At 38.6% G+C, this 26477-nt stretch carries 37 protein-coding genes; all 37 read left to right on the forward strand.

Going from position 1 to position 26477, the window contains the following annotated elements:
• Positions 1-209 precede the first annotated feature (209 nt).
• The 37 genes from FC748_RS05365 to FC748_RS05535 all read left to right on the forward strand — a co-directional run bounded on the left by FC748_RS05365 (position 210) and on the right by FC748_RS05535 (position 26450).
• Complete coding sequence (locus tag FC748_RS05365; protein ID WP_025219723.1) at positions 210-1088, forward strand: hypothetical protein; 879 nt, start codon at positions 210-212, stop codon at positions 1086-1088.
• A gap of 180 nt (positions 1089-1268) precedes the next feature.
• Complete coding sequence (locus tag FC748_RS05370) at positions 1269-1712, forward strand: ArpU family phage packaging/lysis transcriptional regulator (protein ID WP_108030231.1); 444 nt, start codon at positions 1269-1271, stop codon at positions 1710-1712.
• A complete protein-coding gene (locus FC748_RS05375; RefSeq protein ID WP_108030232.1) occupies positions 1709-2278 on the forward strand; it encodes a tyrosine-type recombinase/integrase in 570 nt (189 codons plus the stop codon). The genes FC748_RS05370 and FC748_RS05375 overlap by 4 nt, the downstream gene beginning before the upstream one ends.
• A gap of 448 nt (positions 2279-2726) precedes the next feature.
• The gene (locus FC748_RS05380; RefSeq protein ID WP_137102290.1) at positions 2727-2960 is read left to right on the forward strand and encodes a hypothetical protein; all 234 of its coding nucleotides are present in this window, start codon (positions 2727-2729) and stop codon (positions 2958-2960) included.
• Positions 2961-3252: 292 nt separating this feature from the next.
• Complete coding sequence (locus FC748_RS05385; RefSeq protein ID WP_108030234.1) at positions 3253-3822, forward strand: hypothetical protein; 570 nt, start codon at positions 3253-3255, stop codon at positions 3820-3822.
• On the forward strand, positions 3791-5596 hold the full coding sequence (locus FC748_RS05390) for a phage terminase large subunit family protein (protein ID WP_202974234.1): 1806 nt from the start codon (positions 3791-3793) through the stop codon (positions 5594-5596). Before FC748_RS05385 ends, FC748_RS05390 begins: the two co-directional genes overlap by 32 nt.
• Before the next feature lie 3 nt (positions 5597-5599).
• On the forward strand, positions 5600-5833 hold the full coding sequence (locus tag FC748_RS05395; RefSeq protein WP_025219718.1) for a DUF6148 family protein: 234 nt from the start codon (positions 5600-5602) through the stop codon (positions 5831-5833).
• Positions 5834-5845: 12 nt separating this feature from the next.
• Positions 5846-7417: a phage portal protein gene (locus tag FC748_RS05400; RefSeq protein WP_108030236.1), complete on the forward strand. Its 1572-nt coding sequence runs from the start codon at positions 5846-5848 to the stop codon at positions 7415-7417.
• Positions 7407-8471: a head maturation protease, ClpP-related gene (locus FC748_RS05405; RefSeq protein ID WP_108030237.1), complete on the forward strand. Its 1065-nt coding sequence runs from the start codon at positions 7407-7409 to the stop codon at positions 8469-8471. Before FC748_RS05400 ends, FC748_RS05405 begins: the two co-directional genes overlap by 11 nt.
• A 1-nt stretch (position 8472) precedes the next feature.
• Positions 8473-8838 carry a head decoration protein gene (locus FC748_RS05410; protein WP_108030238.1) on the forward strand — a complete coding sequence of 122 codons (366 nt, stop codon included), beginning with the start codon at positions 8473-8475 and terminating at the stop codon, positions 8836-8838.
• Between the two features lie 4 nt (positions 8839-8842).
• The gene (locus FC748_RS05415) at positions 8843-9868 is read left to right on the forward strand and encodes a major capsid protein (RefSeq protein ID WP_108030239.1); all 1026 of its coding nucleotides are present in this window, start codon (positions 8843-8845) and stop codon (positions 9866-9868) included.
• Positions 9869-9880: 12 nt separating this feature from the next.
• Positions 9881-10246 carry a hypothetical protein gene (locus tag FC748_RS05420; RefSeq protein ID WP_108030240.1) on the forward strand — a complete coding sequence of 122 codons (366 nt, stop codon included), beginning with the start codon at positions 9881-9883 and terminating at the stop codon, positions 10244-10246.
• A complete protein-coding gene (locus FC748_RS05425; RefSeq protein WP_167492635.1) occupies positions 10239-10568 on the forward strand; it encodes a hypothetical protein in 330 nt (109 codons plus the stop codon). Before FC748_RS05420 ends, FC748_RS05425 begins: the two co-directional genes overlap by 8 nt.
• An 8-nt stretch (positions 10569-10576) precedes the next feature.
• Positions 10577-11125 (forward strand): phage tail protein, encoded by a 549-nt coding sequence (locus FC748_RS05430; protein ID WP_108030242.1) that lies wholly within the window; start codon positions 10577-10579, stop codon positions 11123-11125.
• A 4-nt stretch (positions 11126-11129) separates the two neighbouring features.
• Positions 11130-11624: a hypothetical protein gene (locus tag FC748_RS05435; RefSeq protein ID WP_108030243.1), complete on the forward strand. Its 495-nt coding sequence runs from the start codon at positions 11130-11132 to the stop codon at positions 11622-11624.
• Entirely contained in the window at positions 11617-11916 is a 300-nt protein-coding gene (locus FC748_RS05440) for a hypothetical protein (protein WP_108030244.1), read from the forward strand. Before FC748_RS05435 ends, FC748_RS05440 begins: the two co-directional genes overlap by 8 nt.
• Positions 11913-13355, forward strand: coding sequence for a phage tail sheath family protein (locus tag FC748_RS05445; RefSeq protein ID WP_108030245.1), 1443 nt, complete (start codon positions 11913-11915; stop codon positions 13353-13355). The genes FC748_RS05440 and FC748_RS05445 overlap by 4 nt, the downstream gene beginning before the upstream one ends.
• Positions 13356-13366: 11 nt before the next feature.
• A complete protein-coding gene (locus tag FC748_RS05450; protein WP_108030246.1) occupies positions 13367-13882 on the forward strand; it encodes a phage major tail tube protein in 516 nt (171 codons plus the stop codon).
• Positions 13883-13903: 21 nt separating this feature from the next.
• Positions 13904-14236 (forward strand): phage tail assembly protein, encoded by a 333-nt coding sequence (locus tag FC748_RS05455; protein ID WP_108030247.1) that lies wholly within the window; start codon positions 13904-13906, stop codon positions 14234-14236.
• 156 nt (positions 14237-14392) lie between these two features.
• Entirely contained in the window at positions 14393-15142 is a 750-nt protein-coding gene (locus FC748_RS22185; protein ID WP_202974235.1) for a phage tail tape measure protein, read from the forward strand.
• A gap of 5 nt (positions 15143-15147) precedes the next feature.
• Positions 15148-15456: a hypothetical protein gene (locus FC748_RS22235; RefSeq protein ID WP_238600169.1), complete on the forward strand. Its 309-nt coding sequence runs from the start codon at positions 15148-15150 to the stop codon at positions 15454-15456.
• A 69-nt stretch (positions 15457-15525) separates the two neighbouring features.
• Positions 15526-16110 carry a putative endonuclease domain-containing protein gene (locus tag FC748_RS05465; protein ID WP_244311192.1) on the forward strand — a complete coding sequence of 195 codons (585 nt, stop codon included), beginning with the start codon at positions 15526-15528 and terminating at the stop codon, positions 16108-16110.
• 246 nt (positions 16111-16356) lie between these two features.
• A complete protein-coding gene (locus FC748_RS05470; RefSeq protein WP_108030248.1) occupies positions 16357-18510 on the forward strand; it encodes a phage tail tape measure protein in 2154 nt (717 codons plus the stop codon).
• A complete protein-coding gene (locus tag FC748_RS05475; protein ID WP_108030249.1) occupies positions 18503-18718 on the forward strand; it encodes a tail protein X in 216 nt (71 codons plus the stop codon). The genes FC748_RS05470 and FC748_RS05475 overlap by 8 nt, the downstream gene beginning before the upstream one ends.
• Positions 18715-19734 carry a phage late control D family protein gene (locus tag FC748_RS05480; RefSeq protein ID WP_108030250.1) on the forward strand — a complete coding sequence of 340 codons (1020 nt, stop codon included), beginning with the start codon at positions 18715-18717 and terminating at the stop codon, positions 19732-19734. Before FC748_RS05475 ends, FC748_RS05480 begins: the two co-directional genes overlap by 4 nt.
• A complete protein-coding gene (locus FC748_RS05485) occupies positions 19734-20141 on the forward strand; it encodes a phage baseplate assembly protein V (RefSeq protein ID WP_167492636.1) in 408 nt (135 codons plus the stop codon). Before FC748_RS05480 ends, FC748_RS05485 begins: the two co-directional genes overlap by 1 nt.
• 24 nt (positions 20142-20165) lie before the next feature.
• Positions 20166-20813 (forward strand): phage tail protein, encoded by a 648-nt coding sequence (locus FC748_RS05490; RefSeq protein ID WP_274519746.1) that lies wholly within the window; start codon positions 20166-20168, stop codon positions 20811-20813.
• A 4-nt stretch (positions 20814-20817) separates the two neighbouring features.
• On the forward strand, positions 20818-21135 hold the full coding sequence (locus FC748_RS05495) for a GPW/gp25 family protein (RefSeq protein ID WP_108030253.1): 318 nt from the start codon (positions 20818-20820) through the stop codon (positions 21133-21135).
• A complete protein-coding gene (locus tag FC748_RS05500; protein ID WP_108030254.1) occupies positions 21122-22237 on the forward strand; it encodes a baseplate assembly protein in 1116 nt (371 codons plus the stop codon). The genes FC748_RS05495 and FC748_RS05500 overlap by 14 nt, the downstream gene beginning before the upstream one ends.
• A complete protein-coding gene (locus FC748_RS05505; protein WP_108030255.1) occupies positions 22230-22877 on the forward strand; it encodes a phage tail protein I in 648 nt (215 codons plus the stop codon). Before FC748_RS05500 ends, FC748_RS05505 begins: the two co-directional genes overlap by 8 nt.
• Positions 22878-23582 (forward strand): phage tail protein, encoded by a 705-nt coding sequence (locus FC748_RS05510; protein WP_108030256.1) that lies wholly within the window; start codon positions 22878-22880, stop codon positions 23580-23582. It begins immediately after the preceding gene.
• Positions 23579-24475 carry a hypothetical protein gene (locus FC748_RS05515; RefSeq protein WP_108030257.1) on the forward strand — a complete coding sequence of 299 codons (897 nt, stop codon included), beginning with the start codon at positions 23579-23581 and terminating at the stop codon, positions 24473-24475. The genes FC748_RS05510 and FC748_RS05515 overlap by 4 nt, the downstream gene beginning before the upstream one ends.
• A gap of 16 nt (positions 24476-24491) precedes the next feature.
• A complete protein-coding gene (locus FC748_RS05520) occupies positions 24492-24767 on the forward strand; it encodes a hypothetical protein (protein ID WP_108030258.1) in 276 nt (91 codons plus the stop codon).
• A gap of 1 nt (position 24768) precedes the next feature.
• Positions 24769-24936, forward strand: coding sequence for a hypothetical protein (locus tag FC748_RS22000; protein WP_167492637.1), 168 nt, complete (start codon positions 24769-24771; stop codon positions 24934-24936).
• 80 nt (positions 24937-25016) lie between these two features.
• The gene (locus tag FC748_RS05525) at positions 25017-25292 is read left to right on the forward strand and encodes a hypothetical protein (protein ID WP_081769896.1); all 276 of its coding nucleotides are present in this window, start codon (positions 25017-25019) and stop codon (positions 25290-25292) included.
• Between the two features lie 76 nt (positions 25293-25368).
• Positions 25369-25785: a phage holin family protein gene (locus FC748_RS05530; RefSeq protein ID WP_108030259.1), complete on the forward strand. Its 417-nt coding sequence runs from the start codon at positions 25369-25371 to the stop codon at positions 25783-25785.
• Entirely contained in the window at positions 25782-26450 is a 669-nt protein-coding gene (locus FC748_RS05535; protein WP_108030260.1) for a M15 family metallopeptidase, read from the forward strand. Before FC748_RS05530 ends, FC748_RS05535 begins: the two co-directional genes overlap by 4 nt.
• Positions 26451-26477: the final 27 nt, after the last annotated feature.

Here is a 26477-nt window from a genome sequence, read left to right on the forward strand (position 1 = left end):
TTCATTATTATAGGTGATTTTTATAATAAGAGATTAATAAGAAAAATATTGGTGTTGATGGTATTTTTTAGATTGATATAATAGGTATATCCTAAACTTGTATTATAGTTCTTTCTTTAGGTGTAAAAATGTTTCCTATGTATGCGCCGAAATTATGTACTTTTTATACAAAGAGGGAGAAATGAGCAATATGGAATGAGGAGTAGTAAATGGGAACTATACAACGTTATTATGAATCGAAAGAAAGTAGTGATGCAAAAAGTAACGAATCCGTAGAAAAAAGTGTAATTAACAATAAAAATTATACTTTAGATGAAAAAATAAAAAATAGATATAGTTGGTTAATTGTAGTTTCCGTAATTATAGTAGTAATTACAGGTGTCTTTATTACAATATATAATGTTATTATTGGTGAAAATTTTGGAATTGATGTTGCTACAGTACTTTCAACGTTATTGGCATTTTTCTCTATATTTTTATCTTCGATTTTTTATTTTAAAGCTACTGAGCAAAGTAATGATTTTTATGATAGATCTTATACCCATACACGTGATATAGCAAAAACGTTATCTAAAATGGATGGAAGCTTTAGCGAGGCTTTGAGAAATATTGAAGGTTATAGTAATAGACTTAATGAAAGGTTTGATAATTTACCTGGTATTAATTCAAACTTACAGAATAATGTTCTTAAAGAAATGGAAACAATGATGGAAGAGATGAAAAAAGTTATTGTGCAGGGAAACATTTCACCAGAGGATATAATAAAATATGAGGAGCGCCTTTCTCAAATTCAAAAAGAAAATAAAGAATTAAAAGTACGCTTAGATAATAATAAATATATAATGAAAAATAGTGATTTAAATTACTTTTTGATAGATATACTGCGTCGACATAATATTTCAGATTTGAAAAAGATGTCAAGCTTAGAAATTAAAGAATTATTTTTAAGGGAAGCAGATTTTCTTTATGACGGAAATAATTTAATAAATGAGTTGATTTATAACGATGTTATAAAACCAATTAAAGACGGCATAATAATTACAGATAAAGGTATGGATTTATTAACAACTTTAAAATTATTAATTTGATAATACTACAAATACTAAAAATTATTAAAATCTATTTTTTAAATGGAATTATTAATTCTAAAATGTTATAAAGAAAAAATTAGTTCTACCAGCCCGCTTGGAGGACAACATTGGATAGCAGCAAACAAGCTGCCGTCTTTTGTTGTCCTCTTTTTATTTTAACCAAAGGAGAGATGATTAGTGGATATTCTAAAAAATATTGATGGCAAGGCAACACAAAAAGCCATAGAAAAGGTCTTACGACAATATCGAACGTATCAACTAACGACACCTGAAGATTTATTGCCTACGATTACTGCGAATTATAACTTAAACATGCCATCATATAGTGGAGGATTTCATTCAAAAGTTGAAAATGCAGCGATCCGAAATGTAGAGCATTATAAACAAGCGAAAGCCTTTTTTGAAAGATTTAATCGTGCTTTTTACAAATTGACTCAAAAAGAGCGACAGATTATTGTCATGGCTTGTTTAGAGGAAACACCTTTGTTTAATTATCAGATTTCAAAAAAGCTCCATATTAGTGAGCGAACGTTTTATCGTATTAAGGCACAAGCATTGTATAAATTGGCTTTAGCGTTGCGCGTGGAGGTATATGAGGGGGATGAGGTGAAGAGCCAATGAATTTTGTCCAGCCAATACGTGATATAGACAAGATTCGTGAAGTTCGTAAAACGTTGCGGGATAATCCACGTGATGAATTGCTTTTCTGTTTTGGTATTTATACTGGGCTTAGAATAAGCGATATATTGCGTTTAAAGGTAGGAGATGTTCGGCATAAGCATGTGTTGTTTATAAAAGAGTCAAAGGTACAGAAAAAGAAGCAGAATAAGACGAAGCGCATTCCGATATTAAAAGAACTGCAAAAAGTGCTCATTCCGTACATTGAAGATAAGGAAGACCAGGAGTATTTATTCAAATCACGACAAGGTAAAAATAAACCAATTACAAGAGTAAGGGCATATTCGATTTTGCGTGCTGCTGCATTGGCTAATGGCTTGGACGAAATAGGGACACATACTTTACGCAAGACCTTTGGCTATCATGTGTATCAAGAAGAGAAAGATGTCGCCTTGCTGCAGGATATTTTTAATCATTCAGCTCCTTATATTACATTGAAATATATTGGGGTAAATCAAGATGCCATCGATCAAGCGTATCAAAAATTAAATAAGCGTTTGAAATTTTAAAATAGCACTGATAAGTTGGTGCTATTTTTATTTTGCTTATTTTAGGAAAGGGTGAAAGTTCTAAAAATATTTAACACTTTCACACACTAAAGACATTTACAAAATAAAGACTTGTAAAGCTCATGATTTGAACAGGGTGTAAAGTGTTGAGAAATCTAGTTATTTCACACTTTCTGCACATTAACAGAATGTTAGATATGTTAAGGTGAAAGAGAAAGTGAATGTGGTAAAATAAGGGTGTGGATATTAGGAGGTAAACAATGAACAAGGGGTTAAAAAAGATTTAGAAGCACATATTTTTGAGAAAGATGATAAGATTCTTTTAGATTTCTTAGAACGAAATTATAGTGTTAAATATGCTTCAGAGACTAGGTTTTTTGAAAATATGAATACATATAAAAGTATTAGTGCCCATAGGAAAAGAATTCTAGTATCAAGATTAGTTCTTATGGAAGAACGTCATGACCTTACTACTGTTTTTACAGGGATAATTGCTTTAATATTGAGCTTTTTAGGTATTTACAAAGTATTCCTTGATGAAATAATGCCTACAGGATTTTACTTATTTACAATGGTAATCATTTATGTCATGTGTATTTGGATATTTGCAAAAAATTTGGGAACTGAAAAAGGCAGAAGAGCAAAGGCAAAATATTTTCTATCTTTATTTAAAGATATTTAAAATTCCATGGCATAATGTTGGCAGAATAGTGGCAGAGATTTTGTTTTTGAATGTGATATTATATTAGTGTGTGATAAATGTAAGTTAATGGAATGAGTGAACGATACTTCGATGCGATGTCGAGGTGTCGTTTTTTATTTGGACATTGAAATGCAAAATCATTCCAAAAACTGTTAGGTTCTTCTACCCAAGAACGCCAGCCTGCGGGTCTCCGAGGCCCGAAAAAGCGCTAGATTTAATGTTGAAAAAGGTGTTCCTTCCATCCTGTAAATTAAGTGAGGTGAGTGTATGAGTGACAGCGAAAACGAAATTGAATGATCGAACGATTGTCAATACGAAAACGATTGCCAAAATGTTTAATATGACGGAAAGGAATGTTCGTTATTTAGTCGAAGAAGGTGTGATTGCGCGTGTTGCTCATGGCCGTTATGATCTGATCGATACCGTCAGTCGCTATATTACTTTTTTGAAAATGTCCTTTGATGGCATTGATGAGAACAAGGTGATGGAGTCATTAGATTATGAGAAATGGCTGCATGAGAAGGCGAAGCGGGAGAAGGCTGAAATTGAGTTGGCACATCTAAAACGAGAAATGCATAAGGCTGATGAGGTGGAGAAAATTCAAAATCATATGGTGATGGCATTTCGTTCAAAGATGTTGTCGCTCCCCTCGAAGTCTGCGTTACTGTTAGCAAGTAAGGATGATCCGAAGATGATAGAGGCATTACTAGAAAGAGATATTCATGAGGCATTAGCAGAGCTTGCTGAGTATGATGCAGCACAGTATTTCACACAAGATGATGTTGAATTGGAATTGGAAGGTGATGAAGATGGTCCAAAAACAGACAATGAGCCTGTTTAAAGAAATTGCTAACTTAGTAGCGCCTCCTCCAAAGCTTACGGTATCGCAGTGGGCAGATAAGCATCGTGTGCTATCCAAGGAATCGTCAGCTGAGCATGGGCGATGGAATACGGAGCGTGCACCATATCAAAGAGAAATCATGGATGCAGTCAATGATCCAGGAGTTGATCAAATTGTCGTAATGTCTTCTGCGCAAGTTGGGAAATCCGAAATATTAAACAATATTATCGGTTACTATATCGATTATGATCCGTCACCAATGCTTTTAATGCAGCCAACGCTTGAAATGGCAGAGGCCTATTCAAAAGACCGGATAGCCGCTATGATACGGGATACACCAACATTAACGAAGAAAATTAATAGTCCAAAGGCGAAGGACGGAAATAATACGTTGCTACAAAAGAAGTTTCCTGGTGGCCATTTAACGCTTGTTGGAGCCAATTCACCTGCAAGTCTATCTTCTCGACCTGTTCGTTTAATCCTTGCTGATGAGGTAGACCGGTTCCCAGCATCTGCAGGTGCTGAAGGAGATCCATTAGCACTTGCGCAGAAGCGAACAAAGACTTTTTGGAATAGTAAATGGGTATCTGTATCGACACCTACTATTAAAGGTGCATCGAGAATTGAAGCGGAATATGAAGAAAGTACAATGGAACAATGGTGTGTATCTTGTCCGAGCTGTGGGTTATTTCAACCGTATAGTTGGCCACAAATTCGTTTTCAGACAGTGACGATGGAATGTGTGCATTGTAAGGCACAACATAACGAAGTGGAGTGGAAGTCACGTCCTGGAAAATGGATTGCGCGAAATCCTGAAGCGTCGAAGCGAGGTTTTCATCTGAATGCACTAGCATCACCTTGGGAGAAATGGGCAAAGATTATTGCGGAATTTAAAGAAGCGAAACGTAAAGGGCTAGAAACATTTAAAACGTGGGTCAATACAACGCTCGGGGAATCTTGGGAAGAAAAGACCAATGACCAAGACCATACAAAGCTTGTTTCCAGACGTGTTCGTTATGATTGTGAAGTGCCTAAGGATGTATTAGTGCTGACAGCAGGTGTCGATGTGCAAGATGACCGTCTAGAAGTGGAGATAGTAGGCTGGGGAGTGGATGAAATTTCCTGGGGAATCGCTTATAAAATATTTTACGGAGATCCCGCTCAGCAAGCTGTATGGAATCAAGTTGATGCGTTTTTATTGAAAGATTATATACGGAACGACGGTGTAAAGCTTTGTGTTGCTGCCACTTGTGTGGATTCAGGTGGGCATTATACAAGTGAGGTCTATGATTTTTGTAAAGACAGGGAGCATCGCCGAGTATTTGCGATTAAAGGGAAGGGCGGTAATGGCGTCCCTTATATTAATAAACCGTCAAAAGTAGGGAGACAACAAGTGCATTTGTTTACGCTTGGCGTCAATGAAGGGAAGGATTTAATTTATTCCCGATTGAAAAATAAATACGAAGATAAGCCTGGTTATTGCCATTTTCCGTTAGAAGCGGATAAAGGGTATGACGAGGCTTTTTTTATTGGCTTAACAGCAGAAAGAAAAGTGACACGCTTTTTCAAAGGTGTGCCGCGTATTGAATGGGTGAAACGTTCTTCCAATATACGTAATGAACCGCTTGATATACGAAACTATGCAACAGCTGCTTTACGTATTTTAAATCCGGATTTGAACTATCTTGCTGAACATAATTTAACGAGCAACATTTATACGCAAACAACGAGGCGGAAAAAACGTAAGCGGAGAGTGATTTCTAAAGGAGTGTAGAAGATGGCTTTTACAGTTGATGAATGTAGAGAAAGGTTAGCTATTTGGTTGGAGGCAGAGGCGAAAATCGCCATTAATCAGAGTTATTCGTTAGAAAATAGACGTTTTGACCGTGCAAATTTGGCGCAAGTCAGGGACCAAATAAAGTTTTGGAGAAGCGAATTAGCTTTAGCTGAAATGCGAGAGTATGGTCGAAGTCGTAGACGAGTGATACGAGTTGTGCCACGTGATTTGTAGGGGGTGTAACAAGTGAACTTATTGGATAAAGCGATCGAGGTTGTTTCGCCTGAAAGAGCATTGAAGCGTGCAGGTGCTCGCAAGCGACTACAAATTATCAATTCAGGTTACGCCAATAGTGGCGCGAATAAGCGTAAAAAATCGATGATTGGTTGGATTTTTAAAGGTGGTTCCACAAAAGAAGATATCGACGACAATCAAGATACATTGCGTCAACGATCCCGTGACCTGTATATGAACACCCCACTTGCTACTGGCTCAATTAAAACGATACGAACGAATGTGGTAGGCTACGGTTTGATTTTAAACAGCCAAATTGACCATGAGTTTTTAGGTTTGTCTATTGAGGAAGCGGATGCCTGGGAAACGACGGTTGAGCGCGAATTTGCTTTGTGGGCGGATTCGATTATGTGTGATGCGTTGCAAATGAATAATTTTTATGAATTGCAACAACTAGCATTTATATCGTGTTTGATGAGTGGAGAGGTGTTTGCAACGTTACCTTATCGAAACCATCAGCAACATTGGTATGGATTGCGTGTGCAGTTGCTTGAAAGTGATCGAATTTGTAGTCCAAATGGAGCAAGCAAAAACATTATCAATGGCGTGGAGCTTGGTCGGTATGGGGAAGTTGTTGCTTACCATATTTGTGATACACATCCTTTAGCGGAGAGTACCGGTCAGAAAAAATGGGTACGTATCGACAAGTTTGGTCAGAAGAGCGGACGTCAAAATATATTGCATTTGATGGAGTCTGAACGGCCAGAGCAACGACGAGGTGTGCCAATCCTTGCGCCGGTAATTGAGAGCTTAAAACAGCTTGGAAGATATACAGACGCTGAGTTAACCGCTGCCCTTGTGTCTTCCCTGTTTACAGTTTTCATTGAAACGAAGGATGAGTATGATGCGCCTCCTTTAGGGTCAGCCATTAATGAACAAGAACAAGTGGATAAAGAGGATGAATTAAGCTATGAACTTGGTGCAGGTGCGATTGTTGCGCTTGCAGAAGGGGAGAAAGCAAATACCTCCAATCCAGCACGCAATAATGCATCATTTGATCCTTTTGTTGTAGCGGTTTGCCGTCAAATTGGAACAGCGTTAGAGCTCCCTTATGAAATTTTATTAAAACATTTTACATCCAGTTATTCAGCCTCACGAGCTGCACTTTTAGAAGCATGGAAGATGTTTAAGATGCGGCGCACGTTTTTAGCAAATGGTTTTTGCCAGCCAATTTACGAGGAATGGTTAACAGAAGCGATCCTTCTTGGCAGAATTCAAGCACCTGGTTTTTTGGATAATCCATTGGTGCGGAAAGCTTATTGTGGTGCTGAATGGAACGGGCCGACACAAGGACAACTCGACCCATTAAAAGAAGTACAGGCTGCGATGTTACGTGTGGAAAATGGCTTTAGTACAAGAGCACGTGAAACGGTAGAACTAACAGGTGGTAACTACTGGCTTAATCACGCACAGCGCGAGCGTGAAGAACAAGCACGTCGCGAGGCGGGGCTCGATATGAGTTATTTAGAAATTATGAAAAATGTTGTACAGGAGAAGGGGGTGAGAATAGACGATGAGGATTGACCTTCGTGGCGCGATTGTACCAGACGGAGAACAATGGATTTATGACTGGTATGGTATTCCTGCTGTTAGCCCTAAACGCATTATGCAACAAATCGATAAAGCAATCTCAAGTAACGAAAAAGAGCTAATCGTTAATATTAATAGTCCCGGTGGATCTGTTTATGCAGCGTCTGAAATATGGTCACATATTAAAAAGTTTCCTGGTGATTCTGTAGCCGAAATTACTGGTGTTTGTGCAAGTGCAGCATCCATTATTGCAATGGCTACAAAACGGACGGTTATTGCTCCTGTTGGCGCATTAATGATTCATAATGCCTCGACTATTGCACAAGGTGATTATCGTGAAATGGAAGCGATGAAGCAATTATTAATTAAAACAAATGAAGCAATAATGCAAACCTATAAAGTGAAAACAAAAAAGTCAGACGACGAGTTAAAGCAGATGATGGACGCAGAGACGTGGATGAATGCACAGCAAGCGGTAGAGCATGGCTTTGTCGATGACATTATGTTTACAGAGGATGTAGAAGTCGTTGCTTCAACACAAATAGCACAAGACTTTGGCTCCAATGCTTTATTACCTAAAGCAGTAATCGACAAAATGCGCAAATTGTTAGCAAGAGAGCCAAATTTAGTCGTCAACAACAATGTTTCACTAATGAGTGAGCAAGTAGCAATGGAAGGAGAGGAACAACAAATGGATGTGAAGGAATTAGAAAGTAAACACCCTGACTTAGTCGAGCAAATTCGAAATAATGCCAAAGAAGATGCAATTGCAGCTGAACGTCAACGTATTCAGGAAATCGAAAATATTGCACTACCAGGCTTTGAAGAAATCTTGAATAAAGCAAAGTTTGAAACAGGCATGACGGCTGCTGAAACAGCGTTACAACTGTTAAACGCGCAGACGCAACAACGTACAACGAAGCTAGTGAATATCCAACAAGATGCTTTGCTACTTAATGGTATTGAAGGGCAGGAAGCACCAACGAATAACGATGACAACGAAATTGATGCACTTGTTAATAAAGTGTTAGGGAATGGAGTGAAATAACATGCCGATTTTAGAGTTTGATAATTTACTAGGCGGCTTTCAAACAGATGGCGTATCAGAGCCTATCATAGTGGCAGCAAACCAAGAATTATCAGTAGGACAAGTATTTGCTCTGAATGAAGAAGGTCAAGCGGTTGCCATGACGAAAACGAGTTCTGCAAAAGATGTTTACGGTATTATGGCGGATGCCATTGCAACATCGACTGATGAAACGAAACCTGCTGTTTGTTACAAGCGGGGAGAATTTAATGTTCGTAAAATTATTTTACCTGCGGATGCAGATGTTGTACCCTATCACATCGCTCTAAGCAATATCGGAATCACACTAAGAAATACTGTGCCAGCAGATCCGCAAAAGGAGGAATAAATCAATGGCTATCAATTTATTTGAAACACGTACGATGCTAAAGTTTTCCGAACGCATGCCTCGTGTCACGACATTTTTACGAGATATGTTATTTACTGATACAGAACTATCGCCGACAAATATAGTCGATGTAGATATTAAAAAAGGACGTGCCAAAATTGCGCCGTATGTAAGTGAAAAAATCGGTGGTAAAGTTGTAGAAAATAGCGGTTATCGTACAGAAACATTTGCACCACCATTAGTTGCACCTACGACGATTACAACAGCTGCGGATTTACAAAATCGTTCAATGGGCGAAAATTTATATTCTTCTCGTACGCCAGATGAGCGAGCTGCAGCAAAGCTAGTGAAAGATTTAAAAGAGCTCGATACCATGATTACACGTCGAGAAGAAGTGATGTGTGCACAGGCGATTTTTGATGGTGAAATTAATGTGAAAGGCGAAGGTGTCGATTATGTGATTTCGTTTAATCATACGAATCGAGAGACGCTTTCAGGGTCGAATTTATGGAGTGCTTTTACATCAAAAAAATATGCTGATTTGAAACGTTGGGTACGAACTGTCCAAGAAACAGGCTTTGTTAACGTTGATAATGTAGTCATATCACCAGATGTAACGGATGTACTACTGAGGGATAATGACTTATTAAAACTATTAGATATTCGTAATGTAAATATCGGTGAACTAAGGCCTGAAACATTACCAAATGGTGCAACGTATATCGGTACAATTGCAGGGGTAGGTCGGATTTATGAATATGCAAGCAGTTATTATGATGATGTCGATAATAAGGTAAAGCCAATTGTCCCTCCTGGAACCATTGCCTTGCTAGCGACGGAAGCAGATTTTTCAATGGCCTATGCAGCCATCACCATTGCGAAAGGTGATGACTTGGTCACTTACGAAGCAGATCGTGTCCCTGATTCTTGGACGGAAAAACGCCCTCCTCGAAAAATTTTGCAATTAAGTGCCAAACCGTTGCCGATACCAAAAGAAGTAAATAGCTGGTTTGTAGCGAAAGTGCTATAAGGGGGTACGCATATGATTCGAGCAAAACATACGATTTGTCACGATAATGTGTTTTATGGAAAAGGAGCGATTATCGATGGGTTAACAGAAGCAGAAGAATCACGATTAGTTCACTTAAAGGCAGCAGAATATGTACTTTCGCCAGAAGAGGAGCTTCAAAAGCAACGCGTTGAAAATCGAAAGGTAGCGATACCTGCAGAAGAAATGGAAGAGCTTCGCATGGCGCTCGACACTGAATACAATGCCGAAGATCTAAAACGTACGGCAAAAGAAGTTGGAGTCGATTTAACAGGTATTTCGAAAAAAGACGATGTGATACAAGCCATTATCCAGCAAGGAAAAGCGCATGCGTTGCTAGAAGATGACGCTGATGAATAGGACATTTAAAGACCTTGTAGCCGAGGATTTAGATGTCTTTTTTAATTGTCTGGAATTGGCGGATGTGCATGAATTAGATGGAGAATTCCTTGATTTAGTTGTAGAAAGTAATGTGGAAAATGTGAAAGACTATAGCCGTGATCAGTTAAGTGCGTCTCAAGAAGTGTTTGTCCATCTTAAAACAATCTTTGTGAAAAGTTGCGATTTCTATGTTCCGAAAGTAGGCAACAGTTTGATGTTGGATGGCGAAGAATATTATGTTGAAGAAGCGAGCGAGGACATGGGGATTATCCGCATTGTCGTCAGCGCAAATGAAAGTTAGGTGTGAATATGATTGAACTAAAAATGCATCAAGTGGAAGTATTAGAAGCACTGTTTGCTACAACACCAAAAGAAGCACGGATTTTATTTGCTCGTGCAATTAATCGATCTGCAGAGTCTTCAAGAACAAAGGCGAGTCAGGAAGTTCGAGCTAAGTATGTGATACGATCTCTAGATGTCAAAAAGCCGATGAAGGTCAAGAAAGCGACCGCTAGCCAGCTATCAGCGCATGTTCATATAAGTGGGGGCGTAACGCCTTTAATGAAGTTTGATATCACACCTACAATGCCCGATGTTATGCCAGTGCGCGCTCGTGTGAAAAAAGGTAGTAGTAGAAAACTCATTCCACATGCCTTTGTTGCAAAAATGGAGAATGCGCATATGAACGCCTTTACACGTGTTGGGAAAAGTCGGTTGCCGATTAAGGGACGATACGGACCTTCAATAGCACAAATGACGAGAGAACCGAAAGTGTTTTCAAATATTACGACCCATGCTCAAAAAACATTGGATAAACGGCTTGACCATGAAATGAATCGACTATTATACGGAGGCTGATAAGATGGATGCTTTAAATATGACCGATGAATTAGTTGCCTTTTTTACAGATGCTTTGGCAGATATGCGCTTACAAACGAAAGATGAAGATATATGGAAACCACCAACAGTATATGATGGCTATTTGCCACCGAAGAAGAATGCACGACGTGGTGATGACGATAACGAACAGGACGACTACCCATTCGTCATTGTTCGTTTTTTGTATGAAAAAGATAATTTAAAAGATAGTAATACGATGCAATTTAGATTTTTAATTGGTACGTATAGCAAGGATGAACGCCAAGGGTGGCGAGATACGCTGCATGTCATGAACCGAATGAAATTTGCGTTAAAAGAAGTCGGATTTGTAGGCCCTGGTTCCTTATCAGGTGATATCGAAATGGCGCTTTTTGAAGAGCAAATGAAACCGCTGTGGCGTGGCGTCATGGAAGTCGAATTTGCAACACCAGTAGTTCAATTAGATAGGAGTGAGTTTGGAGATGCCTTCAATGATTAAAAACCAACAAGCATCACCACAACAAGTAGGTCAAGTTATTACAGAGAGTGTACCGCAGGAGATTCTTATCTATGTAGGGCCACCCGTAATCGGTTTACAACGATTCAGTTCTTTTGTTGGGGGTTACCCGGAGCATTTTAAAGATCACCTTGAAAAATCACCGGCATTTCGAAACATGTTTATTGCCCCCGAAAAGCTCGTGGAGGTTCAACAGCGTTTACTAGATGCGCATTCAGTAGAATCGATGTGGTTTACAAAAACAGCAGCTTATTTTAGTGAGGTGAAACAGTGATGATACGACATGGTTCAAGAGTACGAGAAGTTCCTACTTCTATTTCTGCACCAGTGGTAGCCACAGCGACGCTTCCTGTTGTTTTTGGTACAGCCCCTATTCATTTGGCTGAAACCCAAGAAAACGTGAATCAGCCTGTTTTAGCCTATTCATTTGCGGAATTTGTGAAAGCATTCGGGTACTCCGATGATTGGGCAAATTACACTCTTTGCGAAATGGCGGATTTAGCATTTAGACAATTTAAAGTAGCACCAGTTGTGTTTGTAAATGTTTTAGATCCTACGAAACATAAAGCAAGCAAAACAGAATCCATAACGATTCATAATAAAAAAGTGGTCATCGAAACAACGGGCATTTTATTAAAATCGCTAGTTGTTCAAAATAATGAAACGAAATTGAAGCATGATGAAGACTATATGGCGTCTTTCAATGAAGATGGCCAAGTTGTACTGGCAATAGTAAAGGGCAATGTAACAACGGTCAATGTCACTTATGATTATGTAACGCCGAATGTCATTACCAACAATCATATTATCGGTGGTTATGATATTGCATCTGGAAAAAGTACAGGTTTAGAGTTGCTGAACAATGTATTTCCTAAACTAGGGATGGTGCCAGGTCTTGTTCTTGCACCTAAGTTTTCAAAAGATCCAACGGTAGCAGCGGTGATGAAAGCAAAGTCTTCATCCATCAATTCCTACTTCAAAGCACAGGTGTTAGATGATGTGAATACTCGTGTTGCAAATACGTATACAAAAGTGAATGAATGGAAAAACACCAACAATTATACGGGCCATAATGAAGTCGTTTGTTGGCCACTTGTTGGCATGGGCGATAAAGTGTATCACCTTTCGTCTCACATTGCTTGCCGTATTATGAAAACGGCGTATGACAATGGGGATTTTCCACACGAATCGCCATCGAATAAATCATTACCAATGACCAAATTATTAGTAGAGAAAGACAGTGGTTATGAAGAAATCGATTTATCACCGGATCAAGCGGAGTTATTAAACAACCAAGGTATTACAACGGCTATCAATTTTATTGGTGGATGGCGTGCTTGGGGGAACTATACGGGAGCATACCCTGGTAATACGGATGTCAAAGATATTTTTACGCCTGTTCGGATTACGCACAATTGGTTAGGAAACACCATTATTTTAACAACTTGGAGTATGGTAGATGGGCCGATTGGACCGCGTCTAATTAATAGAGTGTTAGATACGATGGGGATGTGGTTGAACGGTTTACAAGGTCAAGGGGTTTTAATTGGCGGACGCGTTGAATTTAGAAAAGAAGATAACCCTTTAACGGATTTAAATAGTGGAAAAATTCGTTTCCGGTATTTAGTGGCTGAACCGACACCAGCGCAAGATATTGATAATATTTTAGAGTTTGATGTGAATTATTATAATTCGTTGTTTATTACTGATTAGGGGGGACAAGCATGTTTCCGGAAAAAATAAATGATTTTAGGGTTTTTGTAAATGATAAACCTGATTTATTAGGTATTACGGATGCAGAATTACCCGAGTTAAAATTCATGGCAGAGACTGTGAACGGTGCTGGCATTTTAGGAGAATATGAGGCGCCAAACTACGGTCATTTAGAGTCGATGAAGCTTAAACTTAATTGGCGTGTTATTACAGGGGAGCTAATCGATTTTTATAAACCAGAAAGCTTAAAAATAGACTTACGGATGTCCAATCAAATCTATGATATAAAAAAACGTTCACGCTTCAATGTACCTTCTAGAGTACTTGTGCATGGATCTGTACTAGGAAATCCATTAGGAAAAGTGGCAAAAGGCTCACCGTATGAAGCTTCCACTGAGATTGAAGTTTACTATATAAAGCTTGAGTACAATGGCAAAATGATGTTTGAATATGATCGTCATAACTATATCTACAAAGTGGACGGCATTGATTACAGCGCAAAAATTCGAGAAGCATTAGGACTTTAATGTAAAAGGAGCAGACGATAAATGAAAGATAATGAAATAAAACAAGAAGTAGTTGTAGAAAATCCAAATTTAAAAGTTATTACATTACAAAGTCCTATCGAAATCGATGGGGCTCTTTTTAATGAAATTAAAATGGATTTTGGAAACATGACGGGCGCTGATGTGTTGCAAATTGATACGGAATTAAAAACAGAAGATCACCCAGAAGGTTTCAATTCCGTTTACAATCAACACGTTTTATTAAAATTAGCGTCCAAAGCTTCTGGTATTTTACCGGACGATTTAATGAAATTATCGATCGCAGACTTTATCGAAGTGACCTTTACGGCTCGTAATTTTTTGTTAGGATTGTAGGTCCTCAGGGAGGCGCAAGAGATATAAGAAAACTACTACTAGTCATGGCCTCTAATTCCTTTACCTCCATTGACTATTGGGCACAACAATCCTTTCTGTCACTGAAAGAGTGGAAAGAGGTACTGGAAGAAGTACTAGAGGAAGGAGCGAAAAAGGATGGCTAGATCAAGATCATATGATATGACTTTTGAGATTAACGGGAAAGTCGCTAGCTCCTTCAACAATGTTTTTAGCAAAGCCACAACAAACCTGAATGATTTAAAAAAACGCTCACGTGAAGCACAGCGTGAGATGGCTCGCCTCGGTCGTGAGTTCCGTAATGGCAAGATTCATCAATCACAATATGCAGAAGGTACCGCAAAATTAGCACGTGAATTAAAACAGCTAGAAGGCAGCCAACGCCGTCTTAATGCGTTGAAAGCTACCTTTGATAGTGGCATGAATAAAGCGAAACGTGCTGCAGGTGTGGCAGCAGTTGGCTCAGTCACCGCTGCAACGGCTGTGGCTGTCTCGTCATTAAATAAAGCAGCGGATTTTGAAGCGCAGATGGCCAAAGTATCTGCAGTGTCTAGTGCAACCGCAACGGATTTTGCAAGACTGAATGAAGAAGCACAAAAGCTTGGGAAGTCAACGGTGTTTTCTCCTACGGAAGCGGCGAAAGGAATGGAATACCTTGCACTGGCGGGTTGGAAAACAGATGAAATTATATCAGCGATGCTCGGTATGCTAAATCTTGCTGCAGCTGGAGCCCTTGATTTAGGGAGAGCTGCAGATATTACGAGTGAAAAAATTGCTCGGTTGCGGAGAAATCCGCAACATAAAACAGTGGGTGAATTCAGGGGAAACCTAAGTCATAATATTATTGACGCAATGCTAGCATTTGCTTTTATAATTGTTTTGAGGTGAGACAAATGCCTGCTAGAAAATGGAGTGTAGAAACAAATGAGAAGCATAGGAAAGCAAATGAAAAGAAATTTATTAAACTTATGGAAGAAGCTGTTGGTGACGAATACACCTTATTGAGCCCATATGTAAGGTCGGGAGTAAAGGTTAAGCTAAGACACAATTTATGCAGTACTGAATATGAAGTTAGACCTAATGACTTCCAACAAGGAAAAAGATGTCCTGTTTGCGCACGATACTTGATGGGAGCACCAAGAAGGAAAAATAAAGAACAATTCATTGAGGAAGTTAGAGAGAAATTCGGAAATGAATATTAGGTTCTAGGTGATTATAAGAATAATAAAATTAAAATTGAAGTAAAGCATAAAGTATGTGGAAATATATACTTGGTATCTCCTTCAAATTTGTTGAGAGGAAGGAAATGTCCCAAATGCTCACACAAAGGAAAACTATTAAAATTAAGATGGTCTAACGACGAATTTGAAAATTTAGTTTATGAAATAGTAGGAGATGAATATACTTTTTTAGAGGAATATGTTAATACAGCAACGTCTATTAAAATTAGACACAATGTGTGTAATCATATATATAAAACTACTCCAGGAAACTTCATACATCAGGGTAAAAGGTGTCCTAAATGCAAGTTTAGCCGAGGTGAAGAACGGATAGAGACCTATTTAATTAGTAAAGGATTACAATACGAGGCTCAATATAGAATAGAAAAATGCAAGAATGAGTTTCCACTTCCCTTTGATTTTGCTATTTTTGAAAATAATAAATTAAAGTTGTTGATAGAATATGATGGGGAATTTCACTTTTATAAAAAATTCCGAACAGACCAACAGTTTAAACTCCAAAAGAAGAGAGATAAAATAAAAAATGACTTTTGTATTGAAAATAAAATAATGTTATTAAGAATTCCGTATTGGGAATTTGAAAATATCGAAAAAATATTAGACAAGGAGTTGTAGCCTTGTCTTTTTATTATGATATGGCAACCCTGAGCCAAGTCGTTTGGAAACAAACGGAAGGTGCAACGACTAGGTGAAGTAACCTAACCCTTTTGGTATGGTGAAACGCCCAAGAGCGCCCACCACCTAAACAAGTAAAGTTGTAGGTGAAGATATAGTCTGAGCCGAGGATGAAATGACATCCTATTATGTGGCGAAAGCCCCGGAAGTAAGGATAAAGAGCCTTACGATAACAAACTGGATACAATGCAAGCATTTGGACTAAGCGCGGATAAAGCAGGACATGCTGCGGACGTCTTTGCTTACGCCCAAGCGAATGCTAACACAAATGTAGAGATGCTCGGTGAAGGGATGAAATATCTCGCACCAGTAGCCAATACTTTTAAATGGTCGTTAGAAGGTACTACGGCTGGGATGATGGCACTTGCTAACCAAGGCCTGAAAGGTTCCATTGCTGGTCAAGCATTTGCTTCATCTTTAAGTAGATTATCAAAGGATAATGCAAGTGTGCAAAAAGTTATGAAGAAAACTAATATAGCATTCTTTGACGCGCAGGGAACCCTTAAACCACTCCCGAAACTAATTAAGGAAATTGAAAAGGGTACGGCTGGCATGACGGACAAACAAAAATCAGCCACGCTCACTACGCTGTTCGGAACAGAAGCTGTTAAGCATTGGTCTATTCTACTTTCGACTGGTTCGGATGAACTTGAGCGAATGACGGCTGCCTTAGAGAAGTCAGAGGGAACCGCTGCAAAAATGTCTGCAACAATGGTCGATAATTATGCAGGGTCTCTTAAGCTTTTGCAAAGTAATATCGAGGCTGCCCAGATCAAGTTTATGGAGCCCGTTTTACCAGTTTTCCAAAAGTTTTTTGGTGGGATAGCAGGAAATATAGATAATAACATGAGCAAAATTGAAAAAGCCGGGGAAGTGACTGCAAAAATCCTTGAAGACATTATTGCCCCATTTAGCACAACAAAACCTATCAAACCAAAAATCGAACCGCACATGACTCCAGCTGATGCCCAAAAGATGATAAATCAATACAATCGAGAATTAGAGAAATATGAATTGTTTAGTAACATGGATTTTGGCGATAAAGTCATTTATATGTTAGATACGGCTACTGCTAAAGCGGAGGAGTGGCTAGGTGGTAGCGGTGGACAAGCAATGGAAAAAATCTTCTCTAAACTTGGAGAAATAGCAGTTAAAGCATTTTTCGGAGCATTTACAGGTTCTTTAAAAGCAGCCGGTAGTAATGCATTAAATGGCAATTTCGCAGGCGCACTTGGCATGGGTGCTGCAGCTTGGATGCTTGGTGGCGGCACACTTGTGAAAGGGGCTATCGGTGCAGGTCGATGGGCAATGGAGAAACGAGGCGGGAAAGGAGCAAGGAAAGATTCCGCATCTTCTCAAGATAATACAAGTGTTGAAACTGCATCCACAAAAGCAAAAGGAAAAAAATCAAAGTCAAAAAGAACCAAGGGAGCAACGCAAGCAGCCACTGCAGCTTTATGTGAAGTCACAACAGCGCCAACGAGCTCAAAAGAAAAGAAATCGAAAACTAAAGGAACAAACAAAGGTGCAGCGAAAGTAGCACCTAATGCTAGTCAAGCGTCTGCTTTATCTCAAATTTTTAACACAGGGAAACATGTCGTGAAAGGTGGAGGCAAGGGGATAACGACTGTTGCGAAAGGGATTGGTAAAGGCTTTGCACCAATCGGTTTAGCAATGGGTGTTCATGACATTTTTAAATCAAAAGATAAAGTCAAAGCGACGGCACAAACAACCGGTGGATTTGCAGGTGGCCTTGGTGGTGCAAAACTAGGAGCTGCTATCGGAACAGCTATTGCACCGGGAATCGGTACAACCCTTGGCCTTCTGTTAGGTGGAGCCGCTGGCTATATTGGTGGGAAATGGGCAGGTGGTAAAGCGGTAGATACAGCACGTGGAGGACAACGAGCTGCAAGTCAAGCACCATCTGATAAAGGACGTACTGAGGCAACCAAATCCGTGGATACTACAAAATTAAATGCAGCTGCGACACAACTTGCGACTACGTTTGAGACGACGAATACAGCATTCACAAAACTAGAAACAAGTATTAATACGACTGCTACTAATATGGACAATTTAACGAAGTATACAGGACAAGTCAGTACGGATTTTGTTATGTCCTTTGCTTCATTAAAAGCAACAACCGATTTATCCAATACAAATATGTCAACGTTAGCATCAACCATCGGACAAGCAACGGGGTGGGTTTCATCCATCCAAGGCATTCAACCTGCTGTTCACCATGTGATTGTTGCATTAAATCGACTTCGCACACGTATTGACAACATGCAGATTCAAGGTGCTGGCGGCGTTACATCAAGGAGGACGCAATATGAATAGCTATACAACGATTCAGGGAGATACGTGGGATTTAATTGCCTATCGGTTATGGGGGAGCGAGTATTTGCTCCCTCTTTTACTTGAAGCAAATCCAAAGCATCGTGACACAATTATTTTTACGGGTGATGTTGTTTTAAACGTTCCAATCATCGATACAGCGATTTATTCACAACGCCCTGCATGGCTTGGGGAGCACGATGATGTATGACGATGGCAAGACGAACAGAGTTAAATGTAACCTACAATAATACGCGTTTGACCGATGAACTGGGAGACGATTTATTAGATTGGACGTATACCGACAATTTAAGTGGAGAGATCGATGATTTACAGCTTGTTTTACAGGATGCAGATGTGCATTGGTTAAATGACTGGTTCCCATCGAAAGGTTCCCTGATAGAAGCTGAAATTGCAAAAACTCATTGGTCAGATCGCGTTGTAAAAACGAAGCTAGGAAAGTTTGAGGTAGATGAATTAATTGGTGATGGACCACCAACAAACATGACGATTAAGGCGTTAGCTGTTCCCGGATCCAATTCCATCCGAGGTGAATACAAATCGAAAGCATGGGAAAATGCGACATTAAAACAAGTAGTACAAGATATTGTGAAAGCCAATCGTTTAAAGCTTTTTTGGGAAACAACCGAAAATCCTAAAAAAGATCGCTATGAGCAAGAATCTGAAACAGATTTAGCTTTTTTGCATCGATTATGTAAAGAAGAAGGGTTATGTCTTAAATTATCCAATAGCGCCATTGTCGTTTTAGATGAGGCGGATTATGAGGCAAAACCTGTAGTCGATACAATACTGCGTGTGAGTAAAGAAACGTCTAACATTCAAGTACTTCATTGGCGATTCAATACAACACTTACGGGGACATATAAGGCTTGCCGAGTACAGTCACATGATGCTGGAAAAAAGAAGACGATAAAGGCAACATTCACACCTCCAAAGGCGCCAAAAGTTGGCCGTACATTAGTTGTGAAGGAAGAGGTTAAATCGGTGGCAGAAGCTCACAAACTGGCGAAAAAACGATTGAGAGAAGCGAATAAAGATGCTACAACGATTCAATTAGTAGTTATCAGTGAAATGCATATCGATGCGGGCATGACGTTTGATGTAATTGGTTTTGGCCGTTTGAACGGCAAATATATCGTAACGAGGGTACAACATCACAAAAGCAAAATAACACTCGATTTGCGTAAATGTTTGGAGGGATATTGATGCGGGCGCAAGTTGGCGAAGTCACAACCATTGATCCAACAAAGGGAACAGCACGGGTCAAAATTGAAGAGCAAGACAACAAAATATCAGCTCCTTTGCGTGTGTTATATCGCGGGACATTAAAAAATAAGGATTTCTGGATGCCGAAGATTGGTGAACATGTACTTTGTTTGTTTACAAAACAAAGTGAAGGCTTTATTATAGGGGCTTTTTATTCAGGAGGCACACAGCCACCCTGTAGCGAACCAGAGAAACGATGCATCGAGTTCGAAGATGGTAGTTTGATTGATTATGACGCTAAGACACATACATTACATGTCAATATAGTTGGTGAAATCAATATCCAAACAAAAGGGTCTGTTACAGTAAATGGCCAATTACTTTCACCATTTGGTAGTACTTCATAAAGGAAGGGATTCGAAATTGCGACAATCGGTAGCTTTGGCGATGTACTCTTTGAAGTATCCACGGATAAAACCCTGACATTTTACGATCTAGAGAAAAAAAGCAGTGCCAAGTGGGAAGAGCACGATATTCAAGGCAACAAGACGAAATTAGAGTTTAATGGACCGGGGCTAACGGATATTACGTACAACCTTTTATTGCGTGCTGACCCAGGCATTAACCCTGTGAAAGAACTAGCGAAGTTAGAGAACATGCAACATAAAGGTGAAGCACATCACTTTATCTTAGGACAAAAACCAATCGCACCAAATAAATTTGTAATATCGGAGTTATCGACAGGCTTACGAAATATAGATCCAACAGGAAATGTCTTATCTGCAGAAGTAATGGTTTCTTTAAAAGAGTATGTGCAAAGCAAAACGGTTGTTAAAAAAACAACAGCAAACACGCAACAAAAAGCAGTTACCAGAAATAAAAAAGCACTCGGAACGATGACGATTACGGTGAAATCAGTCCATATACGAAGTGGCCCAGGTATCCAGCATAAGGTGCTAGGGTATGCCATTAAAAATCAGCAATTGACTGTTTACGGTGTGAATAATGGTTGGTATAGCCTTGGTGGGGGCAAATATATTACAGCGAATAACGCTTACTCAACGTTTAAGAAAGGGTGATGAGATGTACGAAGTTGAGCCGACAGAACCAATGAAAACAATCAATTTTGGAGCGACAGGTGTAGAGGAGATTCTACAGAATGTCGCTTTTATTATGGCCACAGCTAGTATGAGTTGCCCACTGGACCGTGAGTTTGGGTGGGATAAGACGGTAATCGATACGCCTATTCCGCTTGCAAAAGCAAGAATAGTCGCCAATTTAACCGAAGCGATTCACAAATTTGAACCACGAGCAATCGTTGTAGCTGTAGATGTACTAGGAGATGGTCTTCAAGGACGGTTAACGCCAAAAGTGCAGGTGAGCATTCGTGAGTCGTTTTAATTTACCTGATTTATATTTTTTAGAAAAAGCACCCGAGCAAATTGAAAGTGAAATGTTGTTGCATGTTAGAGAAAAAACAGGGCTAACTCTGCAGCGGGCAGATCCAAGGTTGAAATTTATTCAGGCATTGGCTGCATTTGTTTCTATAGAGCGCAACAAAGTAGAACACGGTTTGCGCCAGAATCGCTTGTCATATGCCGAGGATGACATGCTGGATCATATGGGGGCAGAAATGTCTACGGAGCGTCTACCAGCGAAATATGCACGGACAACAATGGCTTTTAGTTTAGAAGAAGATCGTGTGGATGCTCTGACGATTCCTGCGGGAACAAGGTATCAGGTTGGCCATGTTTATTTTGAGACAAATAAGTCACATATCATTGCGCCAGGTACCCACCTATATACAGTTGAAGCCACTTGTACTGAGCCAGGTGAAATCGGCAATGGCTTTTTAGTTGGTGAAATCGCCACGTTAGTAGATCCTTTACCTTATGTGAAATCCGTCCAAAACACGACCGTTACTAGTGGCGGTGCAGATGAGGAAAGTGATGATGCGTATGCAGAACGAATTCGATTAGCACCTGAAAGTTTCTCCGTAGCTGGTCCCAAAGGTGCTTATATTTATTGGGCTAAGGCTGTTAATCAAAATATAAGTGATGTAAAAGTAGAATCACCGATAAGCGGAGAAGTGCATGTCTATATTCTTATGGCAAACGGAAAGCTTCCGGCAGAAGAAGAGTTGACTTTAGTTGAAACGAAAATGAGAGATAACCAAATTCGACCATTAACTGACAAGGTATTAGTAAAAGCACCATCGATTGTTAATTACACAGTATCAGTAGAGTATTGGATTGCAAATCAAAACAGTATAGTTTCTCCAATCATCGAAAAGCAAGTAAATCAAGCTTTTGAGAGTTATCTTAAATGGCAACGTTCAAAAATGGGTCGAGACGTTGATATTTCTGAGCTTATAGCACGTCTAAAACAAGCAGGGGCAGCGCGTGTATCGGTAAGTTCACCTATGTTTATTGAAATTGCAGATACTCAGATTGCAAATGAATTATCAACAGAAATAACGTTTAAAGGGCTAACGAATGACTAGTGACATCTTGAAATTATTGCCCTATAGTTTACGACAAGACCCTGTGCTTGAAGCCATTGCAGAAGCTGCAGAAATACAATTAAAACAAACTTATCAGGAAGCAGAAGTTGTCAGCAATTTAGTCAACATCGATGAAATGCCTGGTGAGTTACTTGATTTATTAGCATTTGAAAAGCATGTTGATTTCTATCAGGCTAATTTGCCGATTGACCAGAAGAGAAATCTAGTGAAATCTTCAATTAGCTTGCATCGTAAAAAGGGTACCCCTGCAGCTATTCAACAAGTGTTTAATAAGCTTGCTCTTGATAGTAAATTAAAAGAATGGTTCCAGTACGGAGGAGAACCTTATTACTTTAAGATTGAAGTTAACATCAAGGATAAAAGTGTTAGTCAGAAAACGCTTAATTCACTAATTATGATGATTAATGAATATAAAAATATCCGTTCACATTTAGAAAAAATAGAAGTTTTCTTTACTACAAATGGTAAAACGCAAGTAGGAGCTTGTTCAATTTTTGGTGAAGATATATCGGTGTTTCCATGGCAAATCACAAACATTGATACAAAAGGTATTTATCGTTTTGGATTAGGGCAGCAGTTCTTTGATACAACAACGATTTTCCCAAAAGGGGGTATTTAAGTGGCTGAAAATTTTTATACAGTTTTAACGAACGCTGGTATAGCAACATTTGCAAATGCACAGGTTTCTCAAAGTAAAGTAGATTTTTCTACTATAGCTGTAGGTGATAGTAATGGCGCTTATTATAATCCTGTAGCTGCTGCTACAAAGCTTGCTAATGAAGTTTGGAGAGGACCTATTAATTCGATTTCAATTGATGAAAAGAATCCAAACTGGTTAGTTATAGAGGCTGTGATTCCTGCAACAGCAGGAGGATTTAGTATAAGGGAAATCGGTGTTTTCAATCCAGCGGGCGTTCTTTTAGCTATCGGAAAGGTGCCAGAAACGTATAAGCCCGCAGCGGAACAAGGAAGTTTAAAAGATTTATATTTACGGATGATTTTAGAAGTGTCTAACGCAAGTGCAGTAACTTTAAAAGTTGATCCTGCCATAATATTCGCAAGTAAAAAATATGTGGATGAAAAAGTATCCTCTATAACACAAAACACTACGCAAATTCTCGACAAAATAGACGAATTTAACAAAAATGAAGGGAAGAATACGAAGAATATTGTAGAGCTAGTCAATAAAGTTAGTAGCAATATTACTGCACATTTGGATGAAAGTATGCCACATGTGTTTACGGACAACGGTGTGAAATATCGGTGGGGTTTTCGTACAGTAAATGGTGAACCACAAATCATTTATGAGGAGATGACAACTTGAAAATCATTGACTTAGCAACGAAAACAGTGCAAACGACTATAAAGGCTGTTGTAGATAACATTCGTACGGTTGTCAATGCTATTAAAACAACAACGGATGCGATAAAGACAAAAACTGATACGATTGATACGCGAGCAAATACAATAAATACGAACGTCAATACGATAAGTACCAATGTAGGATCACCGACAACAGCAGCCAATAGCGCTACGAACGCAAATGTCCATGCGAAATTGAATTGGTTGACTTTAAATGTCGCTGATACCTCAACAAAACAGCAACAGCTATTGAATGGTGTAAACACCATAAACACGAATACAAACACAGTAAGTACAAATGTAAATAGAGTGAATTCGAATGTCAATACGATAAATACAAGTGTTGATAGAATTAACAGTAACGTAAATACAATTAATACAAATGTATCCTCAACAAAAACAACTGTAGATAACATAAAAACCGTTACAGATTCAACGAAAGAAACTTTAGATAGTATTAAGGCGGTTGGTGATTCCACTAAAACAAGTGTAGATAATATAAATAGAAATGTAACAAGTGTTCAAAATCATCTAAGTACAGTAAATAATAATGTAGCAACAGTTGTAACCACATTAAGAAGTAGTCGTGTCGTAAAGTCTGTCCAAAGAGGAAAGACTGCTGCTTATGGTAATAGTGGCTACACAATACCGATATCACGTGTGGACACTTCAAAATCATTATTAATAATTAATGGTACAGCTAGAATAGAAACGCATGGTGCTGATATTCGTATTATTCATTTGGAAAATGATGCATATCTCAATTCTAGTACTATTAGCTTCCAATCACTTAATTCTACTAGTATCAGATCTATTTTTATAGATTGTGCATGGCAAGTAATAGAATTCTATTGATAGAGGAAGTGAAAAAATGTTTAACTATATACAATTAGATGAAAATAGTGTCGTGATTGGTATTAGTCAATTGAGTGGAGAAGTAGATAATGACAACATGATATTAATTAATGATTTAAAAGTTGTAATGGGAAGTACTTATAATAGACAAACAGGCGAATTTACAGCCCCAGTTATACCCAATCCAATACCAATGAAATCACAACCAACATTAGAAGAAATGCAAGCACAAATACTTTTAAATGTTAAGTACCTAGTATCAAGATCTGAATTAGGATTAGGAGGAAAATAAGATGAAGGTATTTGAATTATGTAAGTTTTTAATTGATCGTAAACGATATGAGCAAACGACTATGTTGAATAAAGTCAATGTCTTTTATGCTAATAATCAATTGGAAGATCAAGAATACACAGAGTTATTAACTATAATGGATGCACAACAAACGCAAGCAGATGCTTAGCGTTATTTTTATTGTCAAAAAATTATTAGAGCAAACTTTACTACTTTGTGATTACATTGAAAATGAAAGGAGTGAAGTTTGTGGTAAATATCGTTAAATCAACTGAGTATTGCGATATCTTGAAACAAGTTAAAATTCAGGATGGAGAAAATGTATATGCAATTGAAGAAATTTATGTAAAAGCCCTTAAAAGAATTGAAGTTCGTTTCGCCTGGTATAAAATAAATGAGAATGGTGTATTGAGATTTATTAAGAGTGCATTAGATTTAGAAAAAGAAAGTTTGTTTGAATTGTTGAAAATGTCCATTGAAGAAGGGATTTTCGCGAAAGAACAATTCCATGCTCTGTCTAAATAAATTTTAACTAAAAATAATTTTACTGCCTTCCACAAACATTAGTGGAGGGCTATTTTATGCATAAGGAAGGTATCCAATGAAAACAGACACATTATATACATCACTTGTAGGCGGCTCCATGGCAGGAGTCGCTTATTTTGTTGGTGGCATTGACCATTTAATCAAAGCCTTCGTTATTTTTATGGCGATTGATTATATTTTAGGCGTTATGGTTGCGTTTGTTGTGAAAAACGTTGATAGCAGAAAAGCCTTAATAGGGTTATTTAAAAAACTAGCTATGATTTTGATGGTGATTGCTGCGGTACAACTGGACTTAGCAACAGAGAGTGGAAACTTTATGCGCAATGCCATGATTCTTTTTCTAATTGGTATGGAAGGAATCAGTATGATTGAAAATCTTGGCAAGTTAGGTTTGAAAGTCCCGAAGTTTTTAACGAACGCTTTTAAACAGCTACAAATCGACAATGATGATAAAAAGGATGATAAACAGTGAGTGTTACAACTACATGCCGAGATTTAAGCGAATTACTACCAGTGGCTCAAACGGCTTGCAGATTGCTCTTTCAACAGTGCTACAAAGCAGGTATTCAAAATATTTTCGTTACAGAAACCTACCGTTCGCAGGCAAGGCAAAATTATCTATATGCACAAGGTAGAACAAGACCAGGGAAAATTGTAACGTGGACGCTGAAGAGTAATCATACTTCACGTTTAGCATGGGACATTGCCGTGGCTCCCCCGAAACCCTTATATGACGTAGATACATTAACAAAAGTCGGGGCAATCGCTCGTAAGTTAGGTATTACGTGGGGTGGTGATTGGGCTCGCAGAATTGACAGACCACATTTTGAAGTGAAGCCGAATTGGAAGATGCCTAGAGGGTACAAATTAGATGGACAAGTAATCGTACCGAGCAATAGCAAATTGAAAGTTCAATTAATTGTGAAAGACAAGAAGGAGGGAATCAGCGTGGCAAATACAACATGGAATCCAGGTTCACCAGCTATAAGAACAGAGACAGAGAACTTTATTGCACAGGCAGTGAAGGATGGTATTGTTCAAGCTTCACATTTGAAAGACTTACAAAGTGGTGTGATGACAACGGATCGCTTGATTGGATTATATATCACAATCGAGCAACGCAGAAATAATAAATAATAGTTAGACACAGTAAAAGTACTTGTC

Source organism: Lysinibacillus sphaericus (genome assembly GCF_005217585.1).
Classification (GTDB): Bacteria; Bacillota; Bacilli; order Bacillales_A; family Planococcaceae; genus Lysinibacillus; species Lysinibacillus sphaericus.